This is a genomic window from Caballeronia sp. NK8 (genome assembly GCF_018408855.1).
Taxonomy (GTDB): Bacteria; Pseudomonadota; Gammaproteobacteria; order Burkholderiales; family Burkholderiaceae; genus Caballeronia.
The window spans coordinates 787941-812413 of sequence record NZ_AP024323.1; the positions used below are offsets into that span (position 1 = coordinate 787941).

Annotated in this window: 21 protein-coding genes; 5 read left to right on the forward strand and 16 right to left on the reverse strand. The window is 62.6% G+C overall.

The features are described from left to right. The first annotated feature begins 183 nt into the window (after nucleotides 1-183). Nucleotides 184-1665: an amino acid permease gene (locus NK8_RS18325; protein ID WP_174258092.1), complete on the forward strand. Its 1482-nt coding sequence runs from the start codon at nucleotides 184-186 to the stop codon at nucleotides 1663-1665. Nucleotides 1666-1708: 43 nt separating this feature from the next. Here NK8_RS18325 and NK8_RS18330 read toward each other — a convergent pair whose 3' ends face one another. From NK8_RS18330 to NK8_RS18370, 9 genes are all read right to left on the reverse strand, one after another. Beyond that, nucleotides 1709-3709: an acyl CoA:acetate/3-ketoacid CoA transferase gene (locus tag NK8_RS18330; RefSeq protein ID WP_213228769.1), complete on the reverse strand. Its 2001-nt coding sequence runs from the start codon at nucleotides 3707-3709 to the stop codon at nucleotides 1709-1711. 35 nt (nucleotides 3710-3744) lie between these two features. Continuing rightward, the gene (locus NK8_RS18335) at nucleotides 3745-5670 is read right to left on the reverse strand and encodes a potassium transporter Kup (RefSeq protein WP_213228771.1); all 1926 of its coding nucleotides are present in this window, start codon (nucleotides 5668-5670) and stop codon (nucleotides 3745-3747) included. A 127-nt stretch (nucleotides 5671-5797) separates the two neighbouring features. Next, the gene (locus NK8_RS18340; RefSeq protein ID WP_213228773.1) at nucleotides 5798-6634 is read right to left on the reverse strand and encodes a shikimate dehydrogenase; all 837 of its coding nucleotides are present in this window, start codon (nucleotides 6632-6634) and stop codon (nucleotides 5798-5800) included. A 111-nt stretch (nucleotides 6635-6745) separates the two neighbouring features. Beyond that, nucleotides 6746-7480, reverse strand: coding sequence for an ABC transporter ATP-binding protein (locus NK8_RS18345; protein WP_162067507.1), 735 nt, complete (start codon nucleotides 7478-7480; stop codon nucleotides 6746-6748). A 660-nt stretch (nucleotides 7481-8140) separates the two neighbouring features. Next, a complete protein-coding gene (locus tag NK8_RS18350; RefSeq protein ID WP_213228775.1) occupies nucleotides 8141-10084 on the reverse strand; it encodes an ATP-binding cassette domain-containing protein in 1944 nt (647 codons plus the stop codon). 10 nt (nucleotides 10085-10094) lie between these two features. Further along, entirely contained in the window at nucleotides 10095-10967 is an 873-nt protein-coding gene (locus NK8_RS18355; RefSeq protein WP_061174836.1) for a branched-chain amino acid ABC transporter permease, read from the reverse strand. 84 nt (nucleotides 10968-11051) lie between these two features. After that, nucleotides 11052-12269, reverse strand: a complete 1218-nt coding sequence (locus NK8_RS18360) for an ABC transporter substrate-binding protein (RefSeq protein ID WP_162067509.1) — start codon at nucleotides 12267-12269, stop codon at nucleotides 11052-11054. A 333-nt stretch (nucleotides 12270-12602) separates the two neighbouring features. Beyond that, the gene (locus NK8_RS18365; RefSeq protein ID WP_213228777.1) at nucleotides 12603-13343 is read right to left on the reverse strand and encodes an anti-sigma factor; all 741 of its coding nucleotides are present in this window, start codon (nucleotides 13341-13343) and stop codon (nucleotides 12603-12605) included. Continuing rightward, nucleotides 13333-14004, reverse strand: coding sequence for an RNA polymerase sigma factor (locus NK8_RS18370; protein ID WP_162067514.1), 672 nt, complete (start codon nucleotides 14002-14004; stop codon nucleotides 13333-13335). Before NK8_RS18370 ends, NK8_RS18365 begins: the two co-directional genes overlap by 11 nt. A gap of 305 nt (nucleotides 14005-14309) precedes the next feature. Between NK8_RS18370 and NK8_RS18375 the strand changes: the two genes are divergently transcribed. Further along, nucleotides 14310-15299 carry a metallophosphoesterase gene (locus NK8_RS18375; RefSeq protein ID WP_213228779.1) on the forward strand — a complete coding sequence of 330 codons (990 nt, stop codon included), beginning with the start codon at nucleotides 14310-14312 and terminating at the stop codon, nucleotides 15297-15299. After that, nucleotides 15296-15706 (forward strand): cupredoxin family copper-binding protein, encoded by a 411-nt coding sequence (locus NK8_RS18380; RefSeq protein WP_213228781.1) that lies wholly within the window; start codon nucleotides 15296-15298, stop codon nucleotides 15704-15706. The genes NK8_RS18375 and NK8_RS18380 overlap by 4 nt, the downstream gene beginning before the upstream one ends. Nucleotides 15707-15731: 25 nt before the next feature. Here the strand turns inward: NK8_RS18380 and NK8_RS18385 are convergent, their stop codons facing one another. From NK8_RS18385 to NK8_RS18395, 3 genes are all read right to left on the reverse strand, one after another. Then, nucleotides 15732-16826, reverse strand: a complete 1095-nt coding sequence (locus NK8_RS18385) for a 4-hydroxyphenylpyruvate dioxygenase family protein (protein WP_213228782.1) — start codon at nucleotides 16824-16826, stop codon at nucleotides 15732-15734. Nucleotides 16827-17013: 187 nt separating this feature from the next. Beyond that, nucleotides 17014-17262: a hypothetical protein gene (locus NK8_RS18390; protein ID WP_162067524.1), complete on the reverse strand. Its 249-nt coding sequence runs from the start codon at nucleotides 17260-17262 to the stop codon at nucleotides 17014-17016. 37 nt (nucleotides 17263-17299) lie between these two features. Beyond that, on the reverse strand, nucleotides 17300-17803 hold the full coding sequence (locus NK8_RS18395) for a lecithin retinol acyltransferase family protein (RefSeq protein ID WP_213228784.1): 504 nt from the start codon (nucleotides 17801-17803) through the stop codon (nucleotides 17300-17302). Nucleotides 17804-18279: 476 nt separating this feature from the next. Between NK8_RS18395 and NK8_RS18400 the strand changes: the two genes are divergently transcribed. Further along, nucleotides 18280-18606, forward strand: a complete 327-nt coding sequence (locus NK8_RS18400; protein WP_213228786.1) for a hypothetical protein — start codon at nucleotides 18280-18282, stop codon at nucleotides 18604-18606. A 105-nt stretch (nucleotides 18607-18711) separates the two neighbouring features. Beyond that, complete coding sequence (locus tag NK8_RS18405) at nucleotides 18712-19482, forward strand: PP2C family serine/threonine-protein phosphatase (RefSeq protein ID WP_162067527.1); 771 nt, start codon at nucleotides 18712-18714, stop codon at nucleotides 19480-19482. A gap of 8 nt (nucleotides 19483-19490) precedes the next feature. On the opposite strand, the gene NK8_RS18410 is transcribed toward NK8_RS18405, so the two are convergent. From NK8_RS18410 to NK8_RS18425, 4 genes are all read right to left on the reverse strand, one after another. Beyond that, complete coding sequence (locus tag NK8_RS18410; protein WP_162067528.1) at nucleotides 19491-19748, reverse strand: BrnA antitoxin family protein; 258 nt, start codon at nucleotides 19746-19748, stop codon at nucleotides 19491-19493. After that, nucleotides 19726-20004, reverse strand: coding sequence for a BrnT family toxin (locus tag NK8_RS18415; RefSeq protein ID WP_162067529.1), 279 nt, complete (start codon nucleotides 20002-20004; stop codon nucleotides 19726-19728). The genes NK8_RS18410 and NK8_RS18415 overlap by 23 nt, the downstream gene beginning before the upstream one ends. 81 nt (nucleotides 20005-20085) lie before the next feature. Further along, on the reverse strand, nucleotides 20086-21399 hold the full coding sequence (locus NK8_RS18420; RefSeq protein ID WP_162067530.1) for a sigma-54-dependent Fis family transcriptional regulator: 1314 nt from the start codon (nucleotides 21397-21399) through the stop codon (nucleotides 20086-20088). Next, nucleotides 21396-24455: a peptidase domain-containing ABC transporter gene (locus NK8_RS18425; protein ID WP_213228788.1), complete on the reverse strand. Its 3060-nt coding sequence runs from the start codon at nucleotides 24453-24455 to the stop codon at nucleotides 21396-21398. Before NK8_RS18425 ends, NK8_RS18420 begins: the two co-directional genes overlap by 4 nt. Between the last annotated feature and the right edge of the window lie 18 nt (nucleotides 24456-24473).

The window sequence follows — 24473 nt, forward strand, 5'->3', positions numbered from 1 at the left end:
TTGGGTTTGCGCTCGAATTCCCCGGCAAAATCTGCTATCACGGAACGACTGTCCGTCAGAACAAACGTGCAGGCGTGAAGCGGAAGGCAAGTGGAACATCCCGCACTTGAACAGGCGGACAGAATTCGCCGCGCCACCGGGTGCGGCCACGCTGCCGCCGCACAGGAGGCGATCGTGACCGTCATGCAAAGAAAATCCGTCGCGTTGCTGCAAAGCGAAGCGGCCGAAACCGACGAAGTGCTCCAGGAACACGGCGGCCACGCGCTGAAACGATCGCTCACCGCGCTCGATGTCGTGATGCTCGGCGTAGGCTGCATCATCGGCGCGGGGATTTTCGTGCTGACCGGCCACGCGGCCGCGACCAACGCCGGGCCGGGGATCATCATATCGTTCGTGCTTGGGGCGATCGTCTGCGCGCTCGCGGGGCTTTGTTATGCGGAAATGGCATCCACCGTGCCGGTATCGGGCAGCGCCTACACGTATGCCTACGCGACGATGGGTGAACTGATCGCGTGGCTCATCGGCTGGGACCTGATTCTCGAATACGCGGTCGGCGCGACCACCGTCGCGATCGGCTGGTCGGGATATGTCGTGAGCTTTCTGCATTCGTTCGGCGTCGACATACCCGAGCAGCTTTCGAAAGCGCCATTCGCTTACGAGCCGGGACACGGCTGGAGCCACGTCGGCTCGATCCTCAACGTGCCCGCGATGGTGATCGTCGGGCTCATCACGCTGCTGCTCGTCTTCGGCATACGCGAATCGGCGCGCGTCAATAGCGTCATCGTCGTGATCAAGGTGCTGATCGTGCTGGCGTTCATCGCCGCAGGCATCGCGTATGTGGATACGAGCCACTGGGTCACGGCACAGAACCCCACGGGCGCGTTCATTCCGCCGAATACCGGCGAATCGGGCGTGTTCGGCATGAGCGGCGTGCTGCGCGGCGCGGCGGTCGTATTCTTTGCCTATATCGGTTTCGATTCGGTCTCGTGCGTCGCGCAGGAAACGCGCAATCCACGACGCGACATGCCGATCGGCCTGCTCGGTTCGCTCACGATTTGCACGATTCTCTACGTGCTCGTGTCCTACGTGCTCACGGGTATCGTGCCTTACGACAAGCTCAACGTGGCGGACCCGATTGCAGTCGGCGTCGATGCGATCGGCATGCGCTGGCTCTCGCCCATCGTGAAGCTCGGCGCGATTTTCGGCCTCACGTCCGTGATTCTCGTGTTGCTGTTATCGCAACCGCGCATTTTCTATTCGATGGCCAAGGACGGTCTGCTGCCGCCTTTCGCATCGAAGATTCATCCGCGCTTTCATACGCCCTATATCACCACGATCATCACCGGCGTCATCGTGATGATTCTTGCGGGGCTGTTGCCGATCGGACTCGTTGGCGAGCTGGTGAGCATCGGCACGCTGTTCGCGTTCACGGTCGTGTGCGTCGGCGTGCTGGTGCTGCGCATCACGCAGCCGAATCTCGAACGCGCGTTCAAGACGCCGGCCGTATTCATCGTCGCGCCGCTCGGGGCGCTGTCGTCGATCTTCCTGATGTCCGGTTTGCCCGCCGACACCTGGATCCGGCTCATCGTGTGGATGGTGATCGGCGTCGTCATCTACTTCGTGTACGGCATACGTCACAGCAGGCTGCGCGATCAGCGCAAATGACATTGAAGAGGCCGCCGGCAACGCGGCCTCTTTGCTTGTCGACTCACTCCGCCGCGCGTTTCGATTCATGCTCGCGCGCTTCTTCCGGGCTTTCGTAGATATACGGCGCGACGCCACGGCGCTTCAGAGCATCGCCGAGCTTGAGGCGCAGGAAACTGCTCGTCGTGTAACGCGTCACGCGATCGTAGTGGCCATCCACCAGCTTCGTGACCATCTCCGAATAAGCGTCGAGCATGTCGGGGCGAATCGAAAAGTTATCGTAGTTCACGATGGCGTGCGGCCGCGTCTTCGCGCCCGCCAACTGTTTTTCTACTTCGCGACGGATCGCCTCGACATCGTCCACGCTCTTGACTTCGTGGCCTTCGAAGTTGATGAAGAAGAGATTCTTTTCCGGGTCATAGCTGAAGCGTTCCGACAAGTCGAGCCTGAGCAGGATCGCGCGCAGGCCCATCGGAGCATCGCGGAAGATCAGTTCGTCCATCAGACGCGGCGGCTTGTCCATGATCGGCGCGAAACCCATTTGCGCGATGATGTCCCGCTCCACATCGATGCCCGGCGCGACTTCCGTGAGAACCAGCCCCTTGTCCATGAGTTCGAACACGCAGCGCTCGGTGATATAGAGCACGGTTTGCCCGCGCTCGGCCGCATAACGGCCGCTGAAGGTGCGATGCTCGACCGCGTCGACGAACTTGCGGCAATCGCCTTCGCGGCGAATCCTGAGCTTGCCCGCCTCGATCGCCACATCGAGTTTGCCCGCGTTGAACGTGCCGACGAACACGACCTTCTTCGCGGCCTGGCTGATGTTGATGAAGCCGCCCGCGCCTGCGAGCTTCGGCCCGAACTTGCTGACGTTGAGATTGCCTTCGCGGTCCGCCTGCGCGAGACCGAGAAACGCGATGTCGAGACCGCCGCCATCGTAGAAGTCGAATTGATACGGCTGATCGATGATCGCCTGCGTGTTCGTGGCCGCGCCGAAGTTGAGGCCGCCCGCCGGAATGCCGCCGATCACGCCGGGCTCGGTCGTCATCGTGAAGAGGTCGATCACCTGCTCTTCGTTCGCGACGCTCGCGATGCCTTCCGGCATACCGATGCCGAGATTCACGATGCTGTTGGCCATCAGCTCGAAGGCCGCGCGGCGCGCGATGATCTTGCGTTCGGTGAGCCCCATCGGCGGCACCGAGCTCGCGGCCACGCGCAATTCGCTGGAAAACGCCGCGCTGTATTGCTCGCCGAAGGTCTGCCAGTGATTGTCGGGCTTCGCGAGCACGACGCAATCGACCATCACGCCCGGAATCTTCACTTGCCGCGAATTGAGCGTGTTGGATTCCGCAAGCCGCTCGACCTGCGCGATCACGATGCCGCCCGAGTTGCGCGCGGCCATCGCGATGGACAGCGCTTCGAGCGTCAGCGCTTCCTTTTCCATCGTGACGTTGCCGTTGAGATCGGCGGTGGTGCCGCGCACGATCGCCACATCGATCGGAAAGGTCGGGTAGTACAGATAGTCCGTGCCGTCGATCGGCATGAGGCGCACGAGGTCTTCGGTCGTGCGCGCATTGAGCTTGCCGCCGCCGTTGCGCGGATCGACGAAGGTGCCGAGCCCGACCGTCGAAAGCTGCCCGGGCCGATGCGCGGCGATGTCCCGAAAGAGTTGCGAGATCACGCCTTGCGGCAGGTTGTACGCTTCGATGCGGTTCTCGATCGCCATCTTCTGCAGGCCCGGCACGAGCCCCCAGTGCCCGCCGATCACGCGCTTGACGAGGCCCTCATGCGCCAGATGATTGAGGCCCTTGGCGCGCCCGTCGCCCTGCCCGGCGGCATACACCAGCGTCAGTCCGGCGATCGGATCGGTGCCTTCGACAAAGCGCTCCTCCAGCGCGATCGCCACTTCCTCCGCGAAGCCGATACCGACAAAGCCGCTCGTCGCGATGGTGTCGCCCGAGCGGATGAGACGCACGGCCTCGCGCGCGGACACGATCTTGCCGCGTTCGACGAGGCGCGCGGTCGAGGGAAACGGATGGCGGGTCGGCGTGCTGCTGGCGGTCATGGCGTCTCCTGTTCGCGCGTTTCTTGTGGTGAGTTCTATATTTCGACACGCGCCCCGAGTTCGATGACGCGATCAGCCGGCAATCGCAGATAGGCCGCGACGTTCCCCACATTGTGCAGCATGATCGCGAAGAGCCGTTCGCGCCATAACGCCATGCCCGTGCCCGGCGTCGGCACGACGGTCGCCCGCGAAAGAAAGTACGAAATGGTCGCGCGATCGAAGTTGAGCCCCGACGAGCGGCACGTTTCGAGCGCAGCGGGCAAGTCGACTTCGTCCTTGAAGCCGTAGTTCACCGTCACCTGAAAACAGCCGTTGCCGAGCGATTCCAGCGACACCCGGTGCGCCTTGTCGACCCACGGCACAGGCTCCGTCGCGACCGTCAGAAACACCGTGTGTTCGTGCAGCACGCGGTTGTGCATCAGGTTGTTCAGAAGCGAATGCGGCACGCCGGTCGGATCGTTCGACATGAAGATCGCCGTGCCCTCCACGCGCGCCGGCGCACGCGCGAGCAGACTGGCGAGGAACGGCTTGAGCGGCGTCGCCCCCGCGCGCAGGCGGGCCTCCTGAATCATCATCTGTGCGCCGCGTCCCCAGGTCGCCATGACCGTGAACATCACGAGGCCGATCGCGACCGGGAACCAGCCGCCTTCCGCGATCTTCAGACAGTTCGCGGAGAAGAACATCGCATCGATCACGAAGAAGAACGCCGTCGCGAAGATGCACAGCGACCAGTTGTAGTGCCACGCATAGCGGATCACGAAGAAGGTCAGCACCGTGGTGATGAGCATCGTGCCGGTCACGGCGATGCCGTATGCGGAGCCGAGCGCGGTCGACGAACCGAAGCCGAGCACGGCGGCCACCACCGCGAGCAGCAGCGTCCAGTTGATGCCCGGCACATAGATCTGCCCGATCTCCTTCGCCGACGTGTACACGACGCTCATGCGCGGCAGAAAGCCGAGTTGCATCGCCTGCTTGGTCATCGAGTACGTGCCGGAGATCACGGCCTGCGAAGCGATGACCGTCGCGATGGTCGAGAGCACGACCATCGGATAGAGCATCCACGACGGAAAGAGCCGATAGAACGGATTTTGCAGCGCGGCCGGATCGGCGATCAGGAGCGCGCCCTGACCGAGATAGTTGAGCGCGAGCGCGGGAAAGACTACGGCGAACCACGTGAGGCGGATCGGCCGCGAGCCGAAGTGACCCATGTCGGCATAGAGCGCTTCCGCGCCCGTCAGCGACAGCACGACGGCGCCGAGCGCGACGAACGCGAGCCAGCGATGATGCACGCAGAAAGCAAGCCCTTCGAGCGGATTGAGCGCGGCGAGAATACGCGGCGCATCCGCGATGTTCATGAAGCCTGACACCGCCAGCACGATGAACCACAGCACCATGACCGGCCCGAACACCGCGCCGATGCCCGACGTGCCATGCTTCTGCATCACGAACAGCGCGACCAGCGCGACGAGTGTAATGGGCACGACATAGGGCTGCAGGCCGGGCGCGGCGACTTCGAGCCCTTCGACCGCGCTCAGCACGGAAATGGCGGGCGTGATGACGCCGTCGCCGTAGAACAGCGCCGCGCCCATCACGCCGACCAGCAACAGCACGTGTTTGAGCCGCTTCTTCGATTCGACCGACGACGCCGCGAGCGCAAGCAGCGCCATGATGCCGCCTTCGCCATGATTGTTGGCGCGCAGGATCAGCGTCACGTACTTGAGCGAGACGATGATGGTGAGCGACCAGAAGATCAGCGACACGATGCCGATCACGTTCGCAGGCTGTAAAGGCAGGCCGCCGGCGGGATCGAACACCGTTTTGAGCGTGTACAGCGGACTCGTGCCGATATCGCCGTAGACGACGCCGAGCGCCGCGAGCGAGAGCCCGAACAAGGCCGGATGGCCGTGCGGCTCGGGCGTGTGTTTGTCGTCGGCCGGCAAGCCGGGTGCAGTCGATCCCATGATTCCTCCCTGCTTTTTCCGGGCCACCGCGCGTGCGGGCGGCCTATTTGTCAGAGGATGAGCGTCTGCGTTGCTGTGTCGATTGCAGTATAGGAACGGATGCGCGGTTATGTGCGCGCAGCGTTTTCTATGCGTACTTGATCTGCGCGACCGCGCGTAGATCGTCCGCCGTCGCGGTGCCGTAGCCGAAGAATTCCAGATACGCCGGAATCATTTCGAAAAGCATGTCCGTGCCGACCTGCACGGCGCAGCCCTTGTCCTTGGCCGCGCGCAGAAGCGGCGTGTATTCCGACTTCATCACGACTTCGCCGACGAACGTCTCCGGCGCGATGCGATCGATATCGAACGGCAGCGGGTCGGTTTCCTTCATGCCGAGCGGCGTTGCGTTCACGATCACGTCGAAGCCGGCTGGGTCTTTCGTATCGGTTCGCACGACGAGTTGAGGATAGTGCTCGCGCAAACGCGACGCGAGCCCTTCGACAGAAGGTGTGTTGGTATCGAATACCGCGAGTTCGGCGACGCCCGCCGCCGCGAGCGACGCCGCGATCGGCGAACCGACGCCGCCGCTGCCGAGCACGAGCACGCGCGCGCCCGTAAGCTTGCGGCCTTTGCGTTCGACGCCGCGCACGAAGCCCGCGCCGTCGAACTGGTCGCCGACGAGCGTGCCGTCCGGGCGCTTCAGGATCGCGTTGCACGCCCCGGCGATGCGCGCGGTCGGGCTGACTTCATCCATCAGGCCGACGGTCGTGATCTTGTGCGGCATGGTAACGAGCGCGCCGCGAATATTCGTGAGCTTGAACAGATGCGGCAGGAATGCGACGTAATCCTCGGGTTTGACGCCCATTGGCACGACGACCGCGTCGATGCCCTGTTTGTCGAACCAGGGGTTGTAGATCATCGGCGCCTTGAACGCTTCGGTCGGGTAGCCGAGGTGAGCAATCAGAGTGGTCTTGCCGCTGATCATGGCAGCTCCTTGTGAGGATGTCGAAGGCGCGCGCGTGGGCGCGCCGTCACCATGATAGTGCCGCTTGCGGGTTCAGTGCCGCCTGATTGTCGTTGCGCGGTGCCGCAATTTTCAGTGGCTCGCGCCGAGATACGCCGCCTTCACCGATGGATCGTTGCGAAGCTGCTCCGCCGGGCCGTGGGTCGCGACGCGGCCGTTCTCCAGCACATAGCCGTAATCCGCGACATTGAGCGCGGCGGCGGCGAACTGCTCGACGAGCAGCATCGTCACGCCATCGGCCTTCAGGCGCTCGATGATGCGGAACACTTCGTCGACGAGAATGGGCGCGAGGCCCATCGACGGTTCGTCGAGCAGCACGAGGTCCGGGTTGAGCATGATGGCGCGGGCCATCGCGAGCATTTGCTGTTCGCCGCCTGACAGCGTGCCTGCGAGCTGGTTTCGGCGTTCTTTCAGGCGCGGGAAGAGGTCGATCGCGCGTTCCAGGTCGGCGTTGACGTCGCCTTTCGGGCGTGACCAGGTCAGGCGCGGGAAGGCGCCGAGCAGCAGGTTATCGGTGACGGACATGGTCGCGAATACGCGGCGGCCCTCGGGGGAATGCGCCAGGCCCAGGCGCGCGATCTTGTGTGACTCCAGCGAGTCGATGCGCTTGGTGTTGCTGCCGACGCCCATCGTGATTTCGCCTTCCGTCGGCTTGATCATGCCGGAGATCGCGCGCATGGTCGTGGTTTTGCCCGCGCCGTTGGAGCCGATCAAGGTCACGACTTTCGCCTTCGGCACGTGCAATGTTATGCCGTGGAGGACTTTCACTTTGCCGTAGCCGGCGTGGAGGTTTTTTATCGTCAGCATGTTTTTGGTCGCGTTCGGTCGTCTTTCGCTTCGGCTTCTATGGAATCCTGATTTCGCGTCGGTCTATTGGCACTGCCCCTCCCCGGGGCGGGGGTCACTTTCTTTGCTGCTGCAAAGAAAGTAACCAAAGAAAGCAGCTCGAGACGCCCGCGGTCACACGCAATTTGGCCACTATTCTCGTTGCTCGTGGCGTCTGTAGCGAGTGCCCTCGTAGGCCCCGTCGGGCTTGGACCGCGCACGGTCTGCCACATCGCACCACGCGCGCGAATGGTTCAGCACGAAATAGCTCCGGCCCGCTTCGCGGCCGATGGGTACATCGGGTCTGCATGTGCTTCTGCGCTTCTCTTTTTTCGTCGGTTTCCCTCGCAGACCCATCGGCAGCGCGTAGCGCTGTGCCGGAACTGTTTCGTGCGGAACCAGTGCGCTTAAACAACTAGCTAGTCAGACCGTGCGCGGTCCACGCCCGATGGGGCCTACGAGGGCACTCGCTACTGAGCCCACGAACAACGAGAAGAACACCCAAACTGCGTGTGACCGTGGGCGTATCGAGCTGCTTTCTTTGGTTACTTTCTTTGCAGCAGCAAAGAAAGTGACTGCCGCCCCGCACAGGGGCAACGCCAATAGACCGACACGTCTACGGGATCCGGCGACAAAAAAAACTCAAGCAACCTGCGCAGCCTGCCCCCCCAAATAAGCCTCGATAACTTTCTCATTAGCCTGAATCTCGGAAGGCTTCCCTTCGGCGATTTTTTGCCCAAAATCCAGCACTGAAACCGTATCGCAGACACTCATCACCACATCCATATGATGCTCGATCAACACGAGCGTAATTCCATGATTGCGCACCTTGCGAATGATCGCGACCAGTTCGCGAATATCCGGCGCGGTCAACCCGGCCGCAGGTTCATCGAGCAAAAGCAGTTGCGGGTCGAGCGCCAAAGCCCGCGCAATCTCCAGCAACCGCTGCTTCCCGTATGGCAGATTACGCGCCTCCTCTCCCGCCACATTTTCCAGTCCAACGAAACGCAGCATATTGAAAGCCCGCTCGCGCGCCGCGCGCTCCTCACGCCGATAACGCGGACTCATCACCCCCACATCCGCGAAATTCGAGCTGAACGTGTGATGCAATCCGACGAGCACATTCTCCAGCGCCGTCATCTCGCCAAAGAGCTGCACGTTCTGAAACGTCCGCGCGATGCCCGACAGCGCGATCTTCGACGAGGTGCGTCCCGCAAGCGATTGCCCTTCGTATTCGATCGCACCGGCAGTCGGCACGTAGATGCCCGTCAGCACGTTCATCATCGTGCTCTTGCCCGAACCATTCGGTCCGATCAGGCCGTGAATCGTGCCGCGCTTCACAGTCAGATTCACGTCGTTCAATGCTTTGAGACCGCTGAACTGCATGAGCACGCCGCGCACGTCGAGGATCGTGTCCGCGCCTTGCGCTTCGACCGCCGCAACCGCGTCGTCCTGACGCGTATGGCTCGCGAGTTCCTCGGTATCGACCTTCGTCACGCGCACGCGGCCGAGATTGAGCGTCTTGCGCACGAAGCCGACGATTCCGTCCTGCAGGTAATACACGACGAGCAAGATCATCAGGCCGAAGATGGTCAGGCGCCAGTCGGTCAGCGCTTCGATCCAGAACGAGAACACGGCAAGTCCCGCCGTGCCGATGACCGGCACCGCGACGCGCTGCGGCGTCGTGGTCTTGCGCGCAAGGGCAAGCACCGCGCCCGCGACGACGACCACCGCGAGCGCGGTCGCCACGACGCGGAAGTTGGAGATATCGTCGAGCAGCTTCGGCAACATCACGATGACCGTCGAGCCGATCAGCGCGCCCGTGCGTGTCTTGCGCCCGCCCATGATGATCGCGAGCAGGAACAGGATCGTCAGTTCGAAGTTATACGTGTTGGGCGAAATGTATTGCTCGGAGTACGAGTACAGACAGCCGGCGAGTCCCGCGAAGCCCGCGCTGATCACGAACGCATACACCTTGTACCGATACACCGACACGCCCATGCAATCCGATGCGATCGGGCTGTCGCGCAACGCCTCGAACGCGCGCCCTAGATGCGACTTCAGCACGCGATGCACGACGATCAGCGACACGACCAGCAATGCCGCGACGAGCCAGTAGTACTGCACTTCGTCGAGCCTGTGCCCGGCGAACATCGGCTTCGGGATCTTCAGGCCCATCGGTCCGTTCGTCAGAAAATCCATCTCGTTGATGAGAATCTGGATGATCGTGCCGAACGCGAGCGTCACCATCGCGAGATAGGGGCCGGAGACGCGCAACGCGGGTAATGCGAGGATCGCGCCGAAGCCGGCCGTCACCAGAATCGACAGCGGCGCGGTCACGTAGAACGGCATGCCGAGCTTGATGAACAGCACGCCCGCCGTGTATGCGCCCACGCCGAACAACCCCGCATGACCGAGCGATACCTGCCCCGTATAACCCACCACGATATCGAGCCCGAACAACAGGATCGCGTAGATCATGATGGTTTCGACGAGGTGGATGTAATACGGATTGCCCGACACCACCGGAAAAATCGCGAGTGCGGCAAGCCCGACGAGCGCCGCGATCCAGTTCTTTGCTTTCATCGTCGCCGCCTCAGACTTTCTTGATCGCTGTCTTGCCGAACAGGCCTGCAGGCTTGACCGCGAGCACGATCAAGAGCAGCACGAGCCCCGGCACATCCTTGTAGCCGGTGGAAATGTAGAAGCCGGTGGTCGTCTCCGCGATGCCGAGGATCATCCCGCCGACGATGATGCCCATGCCGCTCGACAAGCCGCCGATGATCGCCACCGCGAACGCCTTGAGGCCGAGCACTGCGCCCATCGTCGCGCCGGTCAACGTGAGCGGCGCGATCAGAACCCCCGCGAAAGAAGCGGTCAACGATGAAAGCGCATACGAGAACGTGATGACGAGTCCCGTGTTGATGCCCATGAGCGAGGCCGCATCGCGATCGTTCGCGGTCGCGACCACGGCCTTGCCGAAGATGGTCTTGCGGTTGAAGAACTCGACCGCGAGCATCATCACGAGCGCGCCGCCGACGACGAGCAGTTCCATCGGCAACACGTTCGCGCCGAAGACCTTCAGCGGCGCTTCGGGCAACGGCGACGGAAAACGCAGATCGTCGCGGCCCCACACGTTCTCCGCGACGTTCTTGAAGATGATGCCGAGCGCGATCGTCGACATGATCCAGCCGAATTCGGACTTGATCTTGATCGCGGGCCGCACGCCGATGCGTTCGACGAACGAGCCTTGCACGAGCCCGAAAAGACACACGAGCGGAATCATCAGCCAGTAGTTGACGCCCGCCGATACGAGCGTGAGGCCGACGAGCGCGCCGAGCATCAGCGCATCGCCCTGACCGAAGTTCAGCGTGCCCGACGTGGCGAATGTGAGTTGATAGCCGAACGCGATCACGGCGTAGATCATACCGAGCGCGATGCCGCTATAGACGAGTTGCAGAAGGATCATCTTCGAGCGCCTGAAAAAGCATGACAAAGCCGCGCCCGCCATCGTGGCGAGCGCGGCTCACATCGACATGATGAGCGACCGGTCTCAGTTCGACGCGGTCGTCGTCTGCTTGGCGCGCAACGTGCCGCCGCCCTTCTTGTCGGCTTCGTACGCGTAAATCACGCGGCCGCTCTTCACCTCGCCGATGACCGGCACGTTCGGGCTGATCGCTTCGTGATCGGCCTTCGTGAAGGGTTTGTCGTAGACCATCACGACGCCTTCCACTTTCGCGTTCAGGTTTTCGAGCGCTTCCTTGACCTTCGGGCCATCGGTGGTGCCGGCCTGCTTGATCGCCGCCGCGAGCAGATACACCGAGTCATAGCCCTGCGCCGCCGACACCGGCGAATCGATGCGATCGTTCTTCGGCTTGAATTCCTTCACGTAGGCATCGATGAAGGTCTTGCGCTTGGGCGTGTTCGCTTCCTGGATGAAGGTCTGCGGCATACGCGCGCCTTCGCCGTTCGCGCCGGCATTGTCGATGTAATTCGCCATCGACAGCGTCCAGCTGCCGATCAGCGGCACTTTCCAGCCGAGCTTGGCCATGCCGTTGGCGATCTGCGCAAGCTCGGGCCCGATGCCATAGGTCAGCACCGCTTCCGCACCCGCTTCCTTCGCCTTCAGCAACTGGGCCGTCATATCGACGTCCTTGATGTTGAACTTCTCGACTGCAACCGGCTTCACGCCTTTCGCGGCCAGCGCCTTCTCCAGATCCTCGCGGCCGAGCTGGCCGTAGTTGGTCGAATCGGCGAGGATCGCGACCTTCTTGAAGCCGCGCTTCGTGACGGCTTCCTCGACGATCATCGGCGCCTGGATGCGGTCGGCGGCAGCGTTGCGGAACACGTAGTTATCGGGTTGATCGTCGAATTGCTTCGTCACCACCGTGCCCGTCGCGACGTTGTTGAAGACGGGAATCTTCGCTTCCTGGAAGAAGCGCTGCGACGCGAGCGCGACGCCGGTATTGATATAACCGACAACCGCGACGACCTTCTCCTTGTTGATGAGCTCCTGCGCGATCTGCACGCCGCGCTCGTTCTTCGCTTCGTCATCACGCTCGACGAGCACGATCTGACGGCCGAGCACGCCGCCCGACTTGTTGATCTCGGCGGTGGCGAGACGCACGCCGTCGCGCATGCTGACACCCATGGAAGACGAACCGCCCGTGAACGGACCATCGACGCCGATCTTGATCGGGTCCGCCGCGTGCGCCAACGAGAAAACGCCGAACGCCAGCGCGCTCGCGATGAGCTTCATCTTGATACCCATGTGTGTCTCCGTCGCTTGAATCGTTATTTGAAGACCCATGCAACGCCGGACATGCTTTTAAGTGCGCTGTGCGTTATCGATTACATGGGCTGTGAGCGAGTTTAGAAAAATGTAAGGATATGACCATATTCGGACATACCCGAAGAGCACGAGCGTTAGCGCACGTCCGGTGCATCACAAGTGTGCAAGGCGGGATTTAGGCAGCATGCCAAAGCGTTTTTGCCTTCGGGGCATAGCGGGTATACGCGTAAATGCGCGCGCAAAAAAAAGCGCGCGGCAATCCCCCGGAGGACGACCGCGCGCAACCTTGCGCACTCTATGCATGAAAAGCGTTTATCTTGGCGCGCCCGTTTCGATCGCATGCGCGAACTGCCGCAGCACCGCGCCCGAAGCATCGGTGACGGCCCAGAACGTCATGCCGTCGTGATTCCAGCGCGCGAGCGCGTAACCATCGTCGGACTGCGTGATGACCGGCGAGAACTCTTTGTCGTTCGTGTCGCTCTTCACTTCGCCCTTGCGCTCGGGGAACACGTACACGTCGATCGGATGCTTCAGATACCGATACACGACGACCGCGACCGGCCGATGATCGATGTAGTCCAGCCTCCCGCCGACGAGCGCGAAGCCCGGTCCCGCCGGATCGATCACCGGCGGCGCATAGTCTATGCGGCCGTTGAACCACGGCTTGACCGTGTGCTTGTCGCTCGACAGCACGTCGATGGGACGGTCCGACATCAACGCGCGCACATGGCTCGACACGACTTCCTGCGCGATCGGCGAGTTGCCCGCCACGCTCGATACGAGCGGCACGGCCTGAAACCACAGCATCGTGCCGAGCACGAGCGCCGAGAGCGACGCGCCCGCGAATGCCCCGCCGAAGAACGGCCAGGGCGCGGCGAACGGATTGCTCCAGCCACGCTTCGCGCGGCGCACGGGTTCCCGTTCGCGCGCTTGCGCTTCGGCCTCGGCGCGCACGCGCGCCAGCACCTGCGAGCGCAAGTGAACCGGCGCGCGCTGATACAGCGAACCATCGGTGAGCCTCGTGTCGAGCGAGGCGGTGTCGTTATTTTCCATTTCCCGACTCCTCTGAATGACCCGGTCCCGCGCGGCGCACGAGGCGCACGCTCGGCTTGTCCTGCCCGTTTTGCGCCGCGCGCACCGCCCCCGCCAGCATCTTGCGGCCGCGCGCGAGCCGCGACATCACCGTGCCGATCGGCACGCCGGTCACGGACGCCACTTCCTTGTAACTCATGTCTTCCAGCTCGCGCAGCACCAGCACCTCGCGAAAGGCGAGCGGCAGCGTTTCCAGCGCGCGATGCACCAGATGAACTTCGTCGCGGCGCACGGCGAGCGTCTCCGGATCGGCGCCGCCTTCCTCCGACCAGCCGGGCAAGGCTTCGTCGCCGCCCAGTTCCTCGTCGTAGGGCGTCGCGTCCGCCAGTTGCACGCGACGCCGCCATTCCGTAAACCACGTATTGCGCACGATCGCGAGCAGCCAGGCCCGCGCGTTCGCTTCCTCGCCGCCCTCGAATCCGCCGAAGAAACGGAAGGCGCGCAGATAGGCTTCCTGCACGACATCGTCGGCGTCGTTCGCGCTGCCCGAGAGCCAGCGCGCAAGGTTGTACGCGGCGTCCAGATGCGGCATCACCGTCGCCTCGAAACGCGCGTGAGCCGCCTCGGCGTCCGCTTTGCCGCGGCGCCCGGACTTGTCTTCTTTCGACCTGCTCTGCCACATCGCGCGGGTCTCCTCTCGCCAATCACGTTCGGAAAACATCGTTCCGGCGCTCACCGATGCCGCTTTTGCGCGCCTTCCCCTCCGTTACTCCCCACGCGTACGGTTTATTCCCGTTTGCGGCGGCGACTCGAAAAAATATAGCGGGAATATTGCGCCTCCTTCGCCGGTTCGATGGACGGATGCCACAGCGGTCTCGCCTGTCGAGGGAGCCGCGGGCCTCGCGCTCATGCATCGAGCCGCCATGAGCGCGACTTTACCGATTCCAACGACAAGAACCGCGGCCGACATCATCACAAGGAACCGCCATGAAACCCGACCCGACCGCCCTGCCGCCCGGGCAGACCCGCGACGAACTCGACGAACACGGCAAACGCCGCCGCACCGCCCTGTCCTGCATGGCCTGGGCTGGCGCGGGCGTGATCTGGACCGTGAGCGGCGGCGTGCCGGTCTCGCGCCTGATCTCGTCCGCCGAGGCCGCAGAAAACACCAGCTCGTTCAGCTTCGTGCAGATCAGCGACAGCCATATCGGCTTCAACAAGGACCCGAACACCGAACCGACGAGCACGCTGGAAGAAGCCGTCAACCGCGTGAGCACGATGAAGAAGCGCCCCGCCTTCATGATCCACACCGGCGATATCACGCATCTGTCGAAGCCCGCGCAGTTCGATACGGCGACGCAGATCATCGGCAAGGCTGGCATGGACGTGCATTACGTGCCCGGCGAGCACGACGTGCTGGTCGAGGAAGGCAATCCGTTCTTCGAGCGCTTCTCGGGGCAATACGGCAAGGACAGCACGCGGCACTGGTACAGCTTCGATCAGGGCGGCGTGCATTTCATCGGCCTGACCAACGTGATCGACCTGAAGGGCGGCGGCCTCGGCTTTCTCGGCGATGCACAGCTCGCTTGGCTGAAGGCCGACCTGCAGGGCAAATCGAGCAGCACGCCGATCGTCGTGTTCGCGCACATCCCGTTGTGGGCGCTGTATCCGCAGTGGGGCTGGGGCACCGACGACAGCGCGCAGGCGCTCGCACTGCTCAAGCGCTTCGGTTCGGTGACGGTATTGAACGGCCACGTCCATCAGGTGGCGCAAAAAGTGGAGGGAGAGATGCGTTTTTATTCGGCGATGTCCACCGCGTTTCCGCAGCCCGCGCCGGGTGCGCCATCCGGCCCCGGGCCGATGAAGGTGCCGGCGGAGCAATTACGCACGATGCTCGGACTGCGCGAAGTCACGCATATCGCGGGGCGCTCGCAACTGGCCATCACCGACACGGCGCTCGCCGCCGCGCAATCATGAACGCCGCCATGATCGCGAGCTATGTCTCGCCCGCCAATCTCCGCCCGCTCGCCGGCAAGTTTCTGCGCAAGGCCGCCTTCGCGCTGATCGTCAAAGGCGTCGTGAGCGCGATTCCGACAGCGTGCGCGCAGGAGCCCGTGCAACAGGTCGCGATGGCGACCGCGCCGACCGTTTCCATCGATAACTTCGCGTTCAATCAGGCCGCGATCACGGTGCCGGTCGGCACGAAAGTCACATGGGTGAATCACGACGACATGCTGCACACGATCGCCGATGAAGGCAAGACCTTCAAGTCCGACCCGCTCGACAGCGGCGAGAGCTTCTCGCATGTGTTCGACAAGCCGGGCACGTACAAGTATTTCTGCTCGCTGCATCCGCACATGACGGGGACGGTCGTCGTGCAGTAAGTAGAGAGGCGCGCGGGCTGGCTGGTTACCCGCGCGCCTTCGCGATCGCGGCGAGATTGCCTTCGCCGAAGCCGTGATGCCCGCGCCGCTCGACGATCTCGAAGAACATGTCGCCGGGCCTGCGCTCGACGAAGGTTTGCAGGAAAAGCTGCGGCGTGCCATCGGGAAGAATCTCGCCATCGACGAGAATGCCGCGCGAGCGCAGCCGTTCGATATCGAGACCGTGGCCGGGCAGCCGCTCGTCGATCTCGTCGAAATAGCGCGGCGGCGGTTGCAGGAAGCGCACGCCGCGCGCCATCAGGGCGTCGACGGAAGCGAAGATATCGCTGGAAGCGAGCGCGATATGCTGCACGCCCTCGCCTTCGTGATCGGGCAGATACTGCTGCATCAGGTCCGTGCGATAGGTGCCTTCCTCGTACACCGGAATGCGGATCGAGCCGCACGGCGACAGCGTGACCGCCGAATCCTGCGACACATGCCAGTCCGGATGCACCTGATGAATCTCCGAAAAGTGCAGCACTTCTCGGTAGAAATCGAGCCATTCCTGGATGCGGCCCGCGCCGACTGTCTGCGTGAAGTGATCCACTTCGAGCAGCCCTGTGCCTGCCGGCTGCACAGCGGCGCCTGCGATCGGCCGAAAATCGATGTCGTAGATGGAGGTCTCGCCGCTGTCCTTGCCCGGCCAGTGATCGACGAAATAGATATGTGAATCGCCGATGCCCTGAATCGCCGGAATCGCAAGCTCGTTCGGGCCGATCTTCTCGCCCTCGAAATCCCACGCGCCGTATTCGAGCGCGCGCTCATGGGCGATCTGCGCATCGAGCACGCGAATGCCGATCGCGGCGATACCGACGCCATGCGACTGGGCGAACCGCGATGCGAACGAGTCCGGCTCGGCGTTCAGCAGAAAATTCATGCTGCCCTGGCGAAACAGCGTCACCGCCTTGCTCACGTGCTGCGCCGCGGGCACGAAGCCGAGCGTCTCGAACAGCGCGGCGAGCCCGTCAGGATCGGGACTGGAAAACTCGACGAACTCCAGCCCCGCGATGCCGAGCGGATTGTCGCCGAGGGTCGAATCGGGCGTCGCGCGGGCGGAGGAAGAGGAGTCGGGCTGGGTCATCGGCAATACCTCGAAAATGTACGATCTGGTTCACGGACGCAAAACTACCACGACCTGCCGCATCCGTGCGACCCGGCCACCATCAACAGCCGGATAAGATGCGCCTAGAGTAGCGGCAGCGGGATTGCCGTGTCAAAGCCGGGGCAGCCCGACGCGCCCCGGTCCATCGTACACATTCGGCATGCGTTCAGGCGGCGAGGCGTTGCGCGCTCATCGACGGGCGCTTGGCCTGCGGCGGAAACACGTTCCAGGTGCCGTCGTCGTGGCGGAAGAAGATGATCGCGAGCGGGCCGCCCGGATGCTGCGCCTCGATGCAGACATAGCGCGCGCCGGTCATGTGCGAGCGGCACAGACGCACGACGCGTGCCGGATGCGCGGGAGTCGGGGCGAGCCATTTGTCGACGGCCCAGTGCAGCGAGTTTTCGGCGGTTTGCATGATGGTCTCCTCGGAATCGATCGGCAAGGCGTGCGGTTCAGGCTGCGAGCGCCGCGTTCATGCGGCGGCGGCGTTCGGCGGCGACATAGGCGCGAAACAGGCCCGACACCGCGCGCAATGCGGCGCGCGGGTGGACGAAGCACGCTTGCACCTGACGGCTGCGGGCGCGGCCGTCGAGGCACCATGTGACGAAGTGTTCGCAGTTGTTGGTCAGCAGGTGATACTTGTCTTCGCCGAGGCGGCTGCGCGCGCGGCTCACCGCTTCCATGCCGACGAACTTCGCGGCCGGATTCTGATGGATCGTGACTTCGTGGCCAGCGGCGAACTGCTCGACGGTGACTTCCTCGACCGGACCGCGATGCAGCGACTTCGCGAAGCCGGCGTAGTGGATGACCATGCCGTTGCCGGCGTAGATGCCGTGGTGTTCGTAGCCCGAGCGGCGCGTAACGAGTTCGGTGCCGAGCGCCGGTTCGTCGTCGAGCGAGAAACCGCTCACGGCGGCTTGCTGGTCGATCAGTCCGGATTGTTGGTTGGTGGTCATGGCGGGCTCCGATTCTTTTTCAGCTTGGCGTCAGGTGTTTGTTTGGCGCCGGGTTGCCTAGCCATTTGCATCTTCCTTGCCAGCTTTTATAAGCCATTGATTTTCAACAACTAACGACATTTTTGGAGGGATTCTCGAAGGCTTTGTGTTTTAGATCAGCCAACAGTTTTCGCCGATGTTTGTTGGGCTGGGTGCGCCAGATTTCCAGACGCCCGAAAGACGGGGCGGCACGCGTGGAAAGGCATCTGGTCGCGCTGCTTCCGATGTGTTGGGTGGTTGCTGCTACGCCAACATCGTCTGTCGGTTGGCATCCAACTGATGCGGCTGTGTGATAGCCGATCCGAGGAGCGATGAATCCGGCCGAAAGCCCGCGCAATCGGCCAATGGTCGAAAAGCGCCGGCATGGGATGCCGGTCGGCATGAGCCTTGCATTAAGTCCGTGCGTCCTGCCTGCAGGCATTCACGGAGAAACCGACATGTGCGCTCTCACCGTCACCGATCTTCATTACGACCGCGAGCTGGATCACGCGGCGATGTCGGCCATCAACGGCGGAGGCGGCGCGCCATGGGTCTACGGCTGGATCACGCCGTATGTCGATCGCCCGTCGGGCGGCGCGGGCGGCGGCGCTGTCGTGAATCTCATCGACGTTACGAACAACATCTATGAGGTCACCAACAACGTCACCAACATCACGGTCGGCCAGATGATCAACCAGTTCCAGAACGTCGCGGTCAGCAACACCGGCAACGGCGCGACGCTCACGGTCAATCCGAACTCAGTGGCGGGAAACCGCGCGGGCTGATCGGTGCACATCAAGATTCGTTTCGCGCGCGGGTTGGGTCACAATGGGCGGGACCGTCCGCAACAGTCGCCCGACGCCGCGCCATCCAGCATTCCGGAGGTTGCCATGACCTTCAGCACCGAGTTTCGATGGACCTCCGCCGCCCGCACCGACACCGGCTGCGTGCGGCAGATCAACGAAGACGCGCTGCTCGATGCGCCCGAGCGCGGCCTGTGGGCCGTGGCGGACGGCATGGGCGGCCATGCGGTCGGCGACCTGGCGAGCCGGATGGTCATCGAGAGTCTCGCGAAGGTGTCGCCCGCGGGCGATCTGGCGGGCGTCATCGCCGATGCCCGCACGCGGCTTCTCGATGTGAACGAACGGCTACGCCTGGAGGCGGCGCGGCGCCAGGTTTCGCGTATCGGCAGCACGGTGGTGCTGCTCGTGGCGCGCGACGGCGCGTGCGGTTACGTGTGGGCCGGCGACAGCCGTATTTATCTGCTCCGGCAGGGACGGCTGATGCAGCTCACGCGCGATCACAGTCATGTCGAGGAACTGAAGGCGCGCGGGCAACTGACGGCCGAGGAAGCGCTGCATCATCCGGCGCAGCATCTGATCACGCGCGCGGTCGGCGCGCTCGACATTCTCGAACTCGACGAGAACACGTTCACCCTGAACGATGGCGATACGTTTCTGCTATGCAGCGACGGGTTGTCGAATGAGGTGAGCGAAGCGGAGATGGCGAGCGAACTCGCGCCCGGCAATTGCGAGACGGCGGCGCAGAAGTTGTTGGAGATCGCCCTGGCGCGAGGCGGACGCGACAATATTTCGGTGGTTGTTGCGCATGCGGAGGATTTGATGGCGTCGGACAAGACGCAGGTGAATCCGTCGATTTAAGTAGAGACTCAGGGATGACGCCGTTGCTGAGTCTGCATGTACGCGCGCAGAAGCCGATTGATACGCGTCTGATATCCCTTTCCTTGCTGGCGAAACCATTCGAGCACGTCGGCATCCAACCGCATCGTCACGGCTTGTTTGGGCGGAACATGCAGTTCCGCCTGCTCGAAGAACGCGTCGTCGAGTTTTGGTATGTCGGAATAATCGATGTCGGCGTCCTTCATCTTCGCCAACCGGTCCCAGTCAGTTCCCGATTTCTTGCTCATATCTTTTCGCCTCGTGTCTGTCCGCTTTTCGCGCCGAGATGATACGGATCACATCCGCATATCGCTCGACATACACCACGACGCCTAATAGCTCCTTCATCCAGCCCAACGCTATCCAGCGTTCTTCTCCATACGCTTCCCGCGTATCGGGCCACGTCAACACCGGGTGATTGAATACGTCGACTGCATCTCGAAAATCGATTCCGTGCTTTCGAATGTTGGTTTGATTTTTCTTTTCATCCCATTCGAAATGCACGCACCACCCGTATTGACGTTTGTATGTACATTTTGCCTCCGACAAGCACGCAACGTCAACATGCTTTCGACGGCCAGGCCGCTACCCCTCCGCCTCCCGATTCTTCTGCGCCGCCGCCCGAAACTCCTTCGAATGCAGCCCATGCTTCTTCAAAAGCATCTGCAAATGCGACCGGTTCATCTCATACCGCCGCGCGAGTTCCGCGACCGTCCCGCCGGTTTCCTGCAAGCCCCGCTCGAGAAACGCGCGCTCCGCCTCATCGCTTGCGACGCGTTTGGCTTCCGCAAGCGAACTGGCCGTCGCGATGCCGTTGCCGCTCGCCGCCGGACCGCCCATCGCCAGCGAGAGTGATGACTTCGGGCGAATATCCACGGGCAGATGGTCGATGTCCGCCATATCGCCCGCCAGACAGGCGAGCCGGTACACCACGTTCCTCAACTCGCGAATATTCCCCGGATAATCATAGTTGCGCAGAAAATCGCGCAGCCTCGGCGAGAGCTTCACCGGCCTGCGCTTCAACGTCGCCGCCGCTTCATCGCCGAAATAGGCGAGCAACAGCGAAATCTCGTCGCGCCGTTCGCGCAACGCCGGCAGCGTCAGATGAATCACGCTCAGCCGATAAAACAGATCCTCGCGAAAACGCCCTTCTTCGCAGAACTTGCGCAAGTTGCGATTCGTGGCCGCGACGATGCGCGTATCCACACCGATCGGCTCATCCGAACCCACGCGCTGAATCTCGTGCGCTTCGAGCACGCGCAACAGCTTCACCTGCCCCGACAAAGGCAACTCACCGATTTCATCGAGAAAGATGGTGCCGGTATGCGCGCTTTCGAATTTGCCCTTGCGATCGTTGGTGGCACCCGTGAACGCACCCTTGCGATGCCCAAATAATTCGGACTCCAGCAGATTATCCGGAATGGCGCCGCAGTTCACGGAAATATACGGCTTGTCCGCGCGCGAGCCGTTCGCGTGAATGACCTTCGCCATCAGTTCCTTGCCGGTGCCGCTTTCGCCGTCGATCAACACGGGCAAGTCCGTCGGCGCGGCTTTCTCGGCGATTTCCAGCGCTTCGAGCAGCTTCGGGTTATCGCCGAAGGTGCCTTCGAACACGAAGCTGCGCTCGATCAGCGCCTGCCGCCGCGCGCCTGCCGGCAGATCGCGCTTCGGCTCCGCGGCCGCCGCCTGCACGAAACGCTCCTTGTGCGATAACTGCATGACTTCGTCGCGCAAGGTGCTCGCCTGCCGCAAGAGCTTTTCGATCTCGGGCCGTTCGAGGCGCGAGGTCCATCTGAGCGTCGAGCGCAGAATCTCGATTTTCTCGATGAGTCCCGCATACGAAATCGCCGATGTCGCTGGCGCGCTGGTATCGCTTTCCGGTTGATCGAGTATTTTCATGCTGCGCTCAGTTGCTTTTGCACGAGTTGGTAGTACATGCCCTTTCGCGCGACGAGTTCGTCGTGCTTGCCCTGCTCGACGATCCCGCCTTCGTACAGCACGAGAATCTTGTCGGCGCGCATGATCGTCGACAGCCGGTGCGCGATGATCACCGCCGTGCGCCCCTTCAATATCTCCTGCATGTTGCCGAGAATATTGCTTTCCGATTGTGTATCGAGCGCGGAGGTCGCTTCATCGAACACGAGCAGACGCGGGTCGTGATAGAGCGCGCGCGCGATGCATAGCCGCTGAATCTGTCCGCCCGAAAGGCCCACGCCGCGCTCGCCCACCACTTGCTCATAACCTAGCGGCATCTTCGCGATGAACGCGTGCGCGTCGGCCATCTTCGCCACTTCCTCGATGCGCCTTCTGTCCGGCGCTTCATCGCCGCTCGCGATGTTCTCCGCGATCGTGCCCGAGAACAGCAGATTGCTCTGCATCACATAGCCGATCTGCGCGCGAAAGAAGCCTTTATCGACGACGTTGATATCGTAGCCATCGACCGTCATCTTGCCTTCGCTCGGCGCGTAGAAGCCGACGAGCAGTTTCGCGAGCGTCGTCTTGCCCGAGCCGCTGCGCCCGACGATCGCGATCAGTTCGCCCGGCCTGATATCGAAGCTGATGTTCTCCAGCACGTAAGGCGCATCGCCTTCGCCATATCGGAAGTACACGCCGTTGAAGCTGATATCGCCCTGCAGGTCGGGCAGCATCACGCGCTGCTGCATGTCCTCGGGCTTCTGTTCCGGCTCGATGTCGAGCACGTCGCCGAGCCGCTCCATCGCGACGCCCGCGTCGTTCAGCAGGCTCCACAAGTTGATGAGCCCCATCAGCGGCGCAAGCACGCTGCCCATGTAGGCATTGAACGCGATCAGTTGCCCGATGGTGAGTTCGCGCGCGAGCACGAGATTCGCACCGACCCACAGCACGCCGATGGTCGTCGCCGCATTCAGCACCTGGCTGCACAGGCCCACCGCGATATTGAAGCGTTGCGACTTGTATTGCACTTCCAGCGACTTCGCGTACTTCTTCTCCCACTTCAGGCGCACCGGCCGTTCGATGCCCATGCCCTTGACCGTCTCCACGCCGCCGAGCGCTTCCATCAGATAGGAACGCGCGTCCGTGCCTGCCGAGAACGTCTCGCGCGCGTTCTGCTTGATGCGCGGTGTCGCGACGATGGTGAGCACCATCATCGGAATCACGAACGCGATCAGCAGCAACGTGAGCTTCACGTTGTAGAGGAACATGATCGTGAAGTAGATGAAGATCATAAGCAGGTTCAGCACGGTCGACACCGTCGATTCCGTGAGGAACGCGCGGATCGTGTGATTCTCCTGAAAGCGCGCGAACACGTCGCCGGTCTTGCGCTTCGCGAAGAAGCCGAACGGCAGCGAGAACGTGTGCCTGAAAAATTGCGACATCATCGCGAAGTCCATGTTGCGGACCATGAAGTTCGCGAGGTAGGCGCGTATCGTCGTCATCAGTTGCGTGAACGCGCTCGCGATCACGAGCCCGAAGATCAGCACGTGCAGGAGGTTGACGTTCTGATGCACGATCACGCCGTCGAGAATGTTCTGGATGATGAGCGGCGGTATCACGCCCAGCACCTGAATGACGAAGGTCGCGAGAAAGAGATGCAGCAGGATCTTCTTGTACGGCTTCAGATAGCCGACGAAGCGCAGCCACGGCGAGCGCGACACGGCCTTCTGCGCGAGATCCTGTCCCGGCGTGAACAGCAGGCATGTACCGCTCCAGCCGCGCTCGAACTCGCCGACCGTCATCTTCCGAAAGCCGATGGCCGGATCCGCGACCCACACGTTGTCGCTCGACACGCCATAGATGATGATGTAGTGGTATCCCTCCCAATGCGCGATGAACGGCATCTCGAAGCCGCGCAGCGATTCGAACGTGCACTGCACGCCGCGCGTCGTGAAGCCGAGCGATTCCCCCGCGCGCGAAAGCGAATCGAGCGTCGCGCCGGAGGTCGTCACGTTGGCGAGCTCGCGCAGCTTGCCGAGCGTCATGTTGATGCCGTAGTGGCGGCAGATCATCGCGAGACACGCGGCGCCGCAATCCATCTCCTCGGCCTGCTCGACCCACGCAAAACGCTTGATGACGCGTTCGCCCAGCTCGGGCCTGGTGTGCAGATCGAGCATCGCGGGCAGCTTGCGGCGCTCGGCGAGCTTCTTCTGCCGCTGCAATTCGCGCTCGCTGAATCGGATGCGCTCTTCCAGCACCTCGCGCAGCTTCACGTTGCGCTCGATGATGAAATGCACCGTCTTCTCGGGAATCACGAGCAGGCGCGTATCGGCGCTCGCGATCGCGGACGCCATCTGCTCCTGACGCATCACGCAGGCTTTCTCGCCGAAGATCTCGCCGGGGCCGAGCGTCGCGATCACATGCTGCACGCCGCTCTCTTCGCGCACGATACGCACTTCACCCTGACGCACGACATAAAGACGCCGGTCGTCGCGCGAATCCTGCTTGAGAATCTCCTTGCCTTCGGCCACGCGCTTCACGCCGACGCTGCGCACGCATTCCTCGAGTTCCGCCTTGTCGAGCTTGCCGCGCAGATCGAACAGCTTCGCGACGAAGCCGCCCGCCGAGTTGATCGCGACATAGCTCGTGATGAACGCGAGCGCGGCCGGATTCTTCGCGATGACGGGCTCGATCGCGACGCGCGGAATATGCAGCAGTTCGGTCTTGCCGGAGGAACGCACCGACGACTCATGGCGGTACTCGCGCAGCATGGCGATATCCGCGAAGGTCTCGCGCTCCTTCTTCACCCCCATGCTGATTTCCTTGCCGTGCTCCTCGGTGAAGATGCGCACGGACCCCGCCTTCACGATATAGAGCCCGTCGGCCGCATCGCCCGCATTGCAGACGGTCTCGCCGAAGCCGAAGCGGCGCGACACCGCGTGCGTCGCCAGATGCTCGATCTCCTCGCGCGTGAAGGGCGAGAGAATCTCGACCGACGAGAGAAACTCGGCGGGCGAATCAAGGCTCGATGGAGCGTCCATGTTCTATCGCGTTTCCGG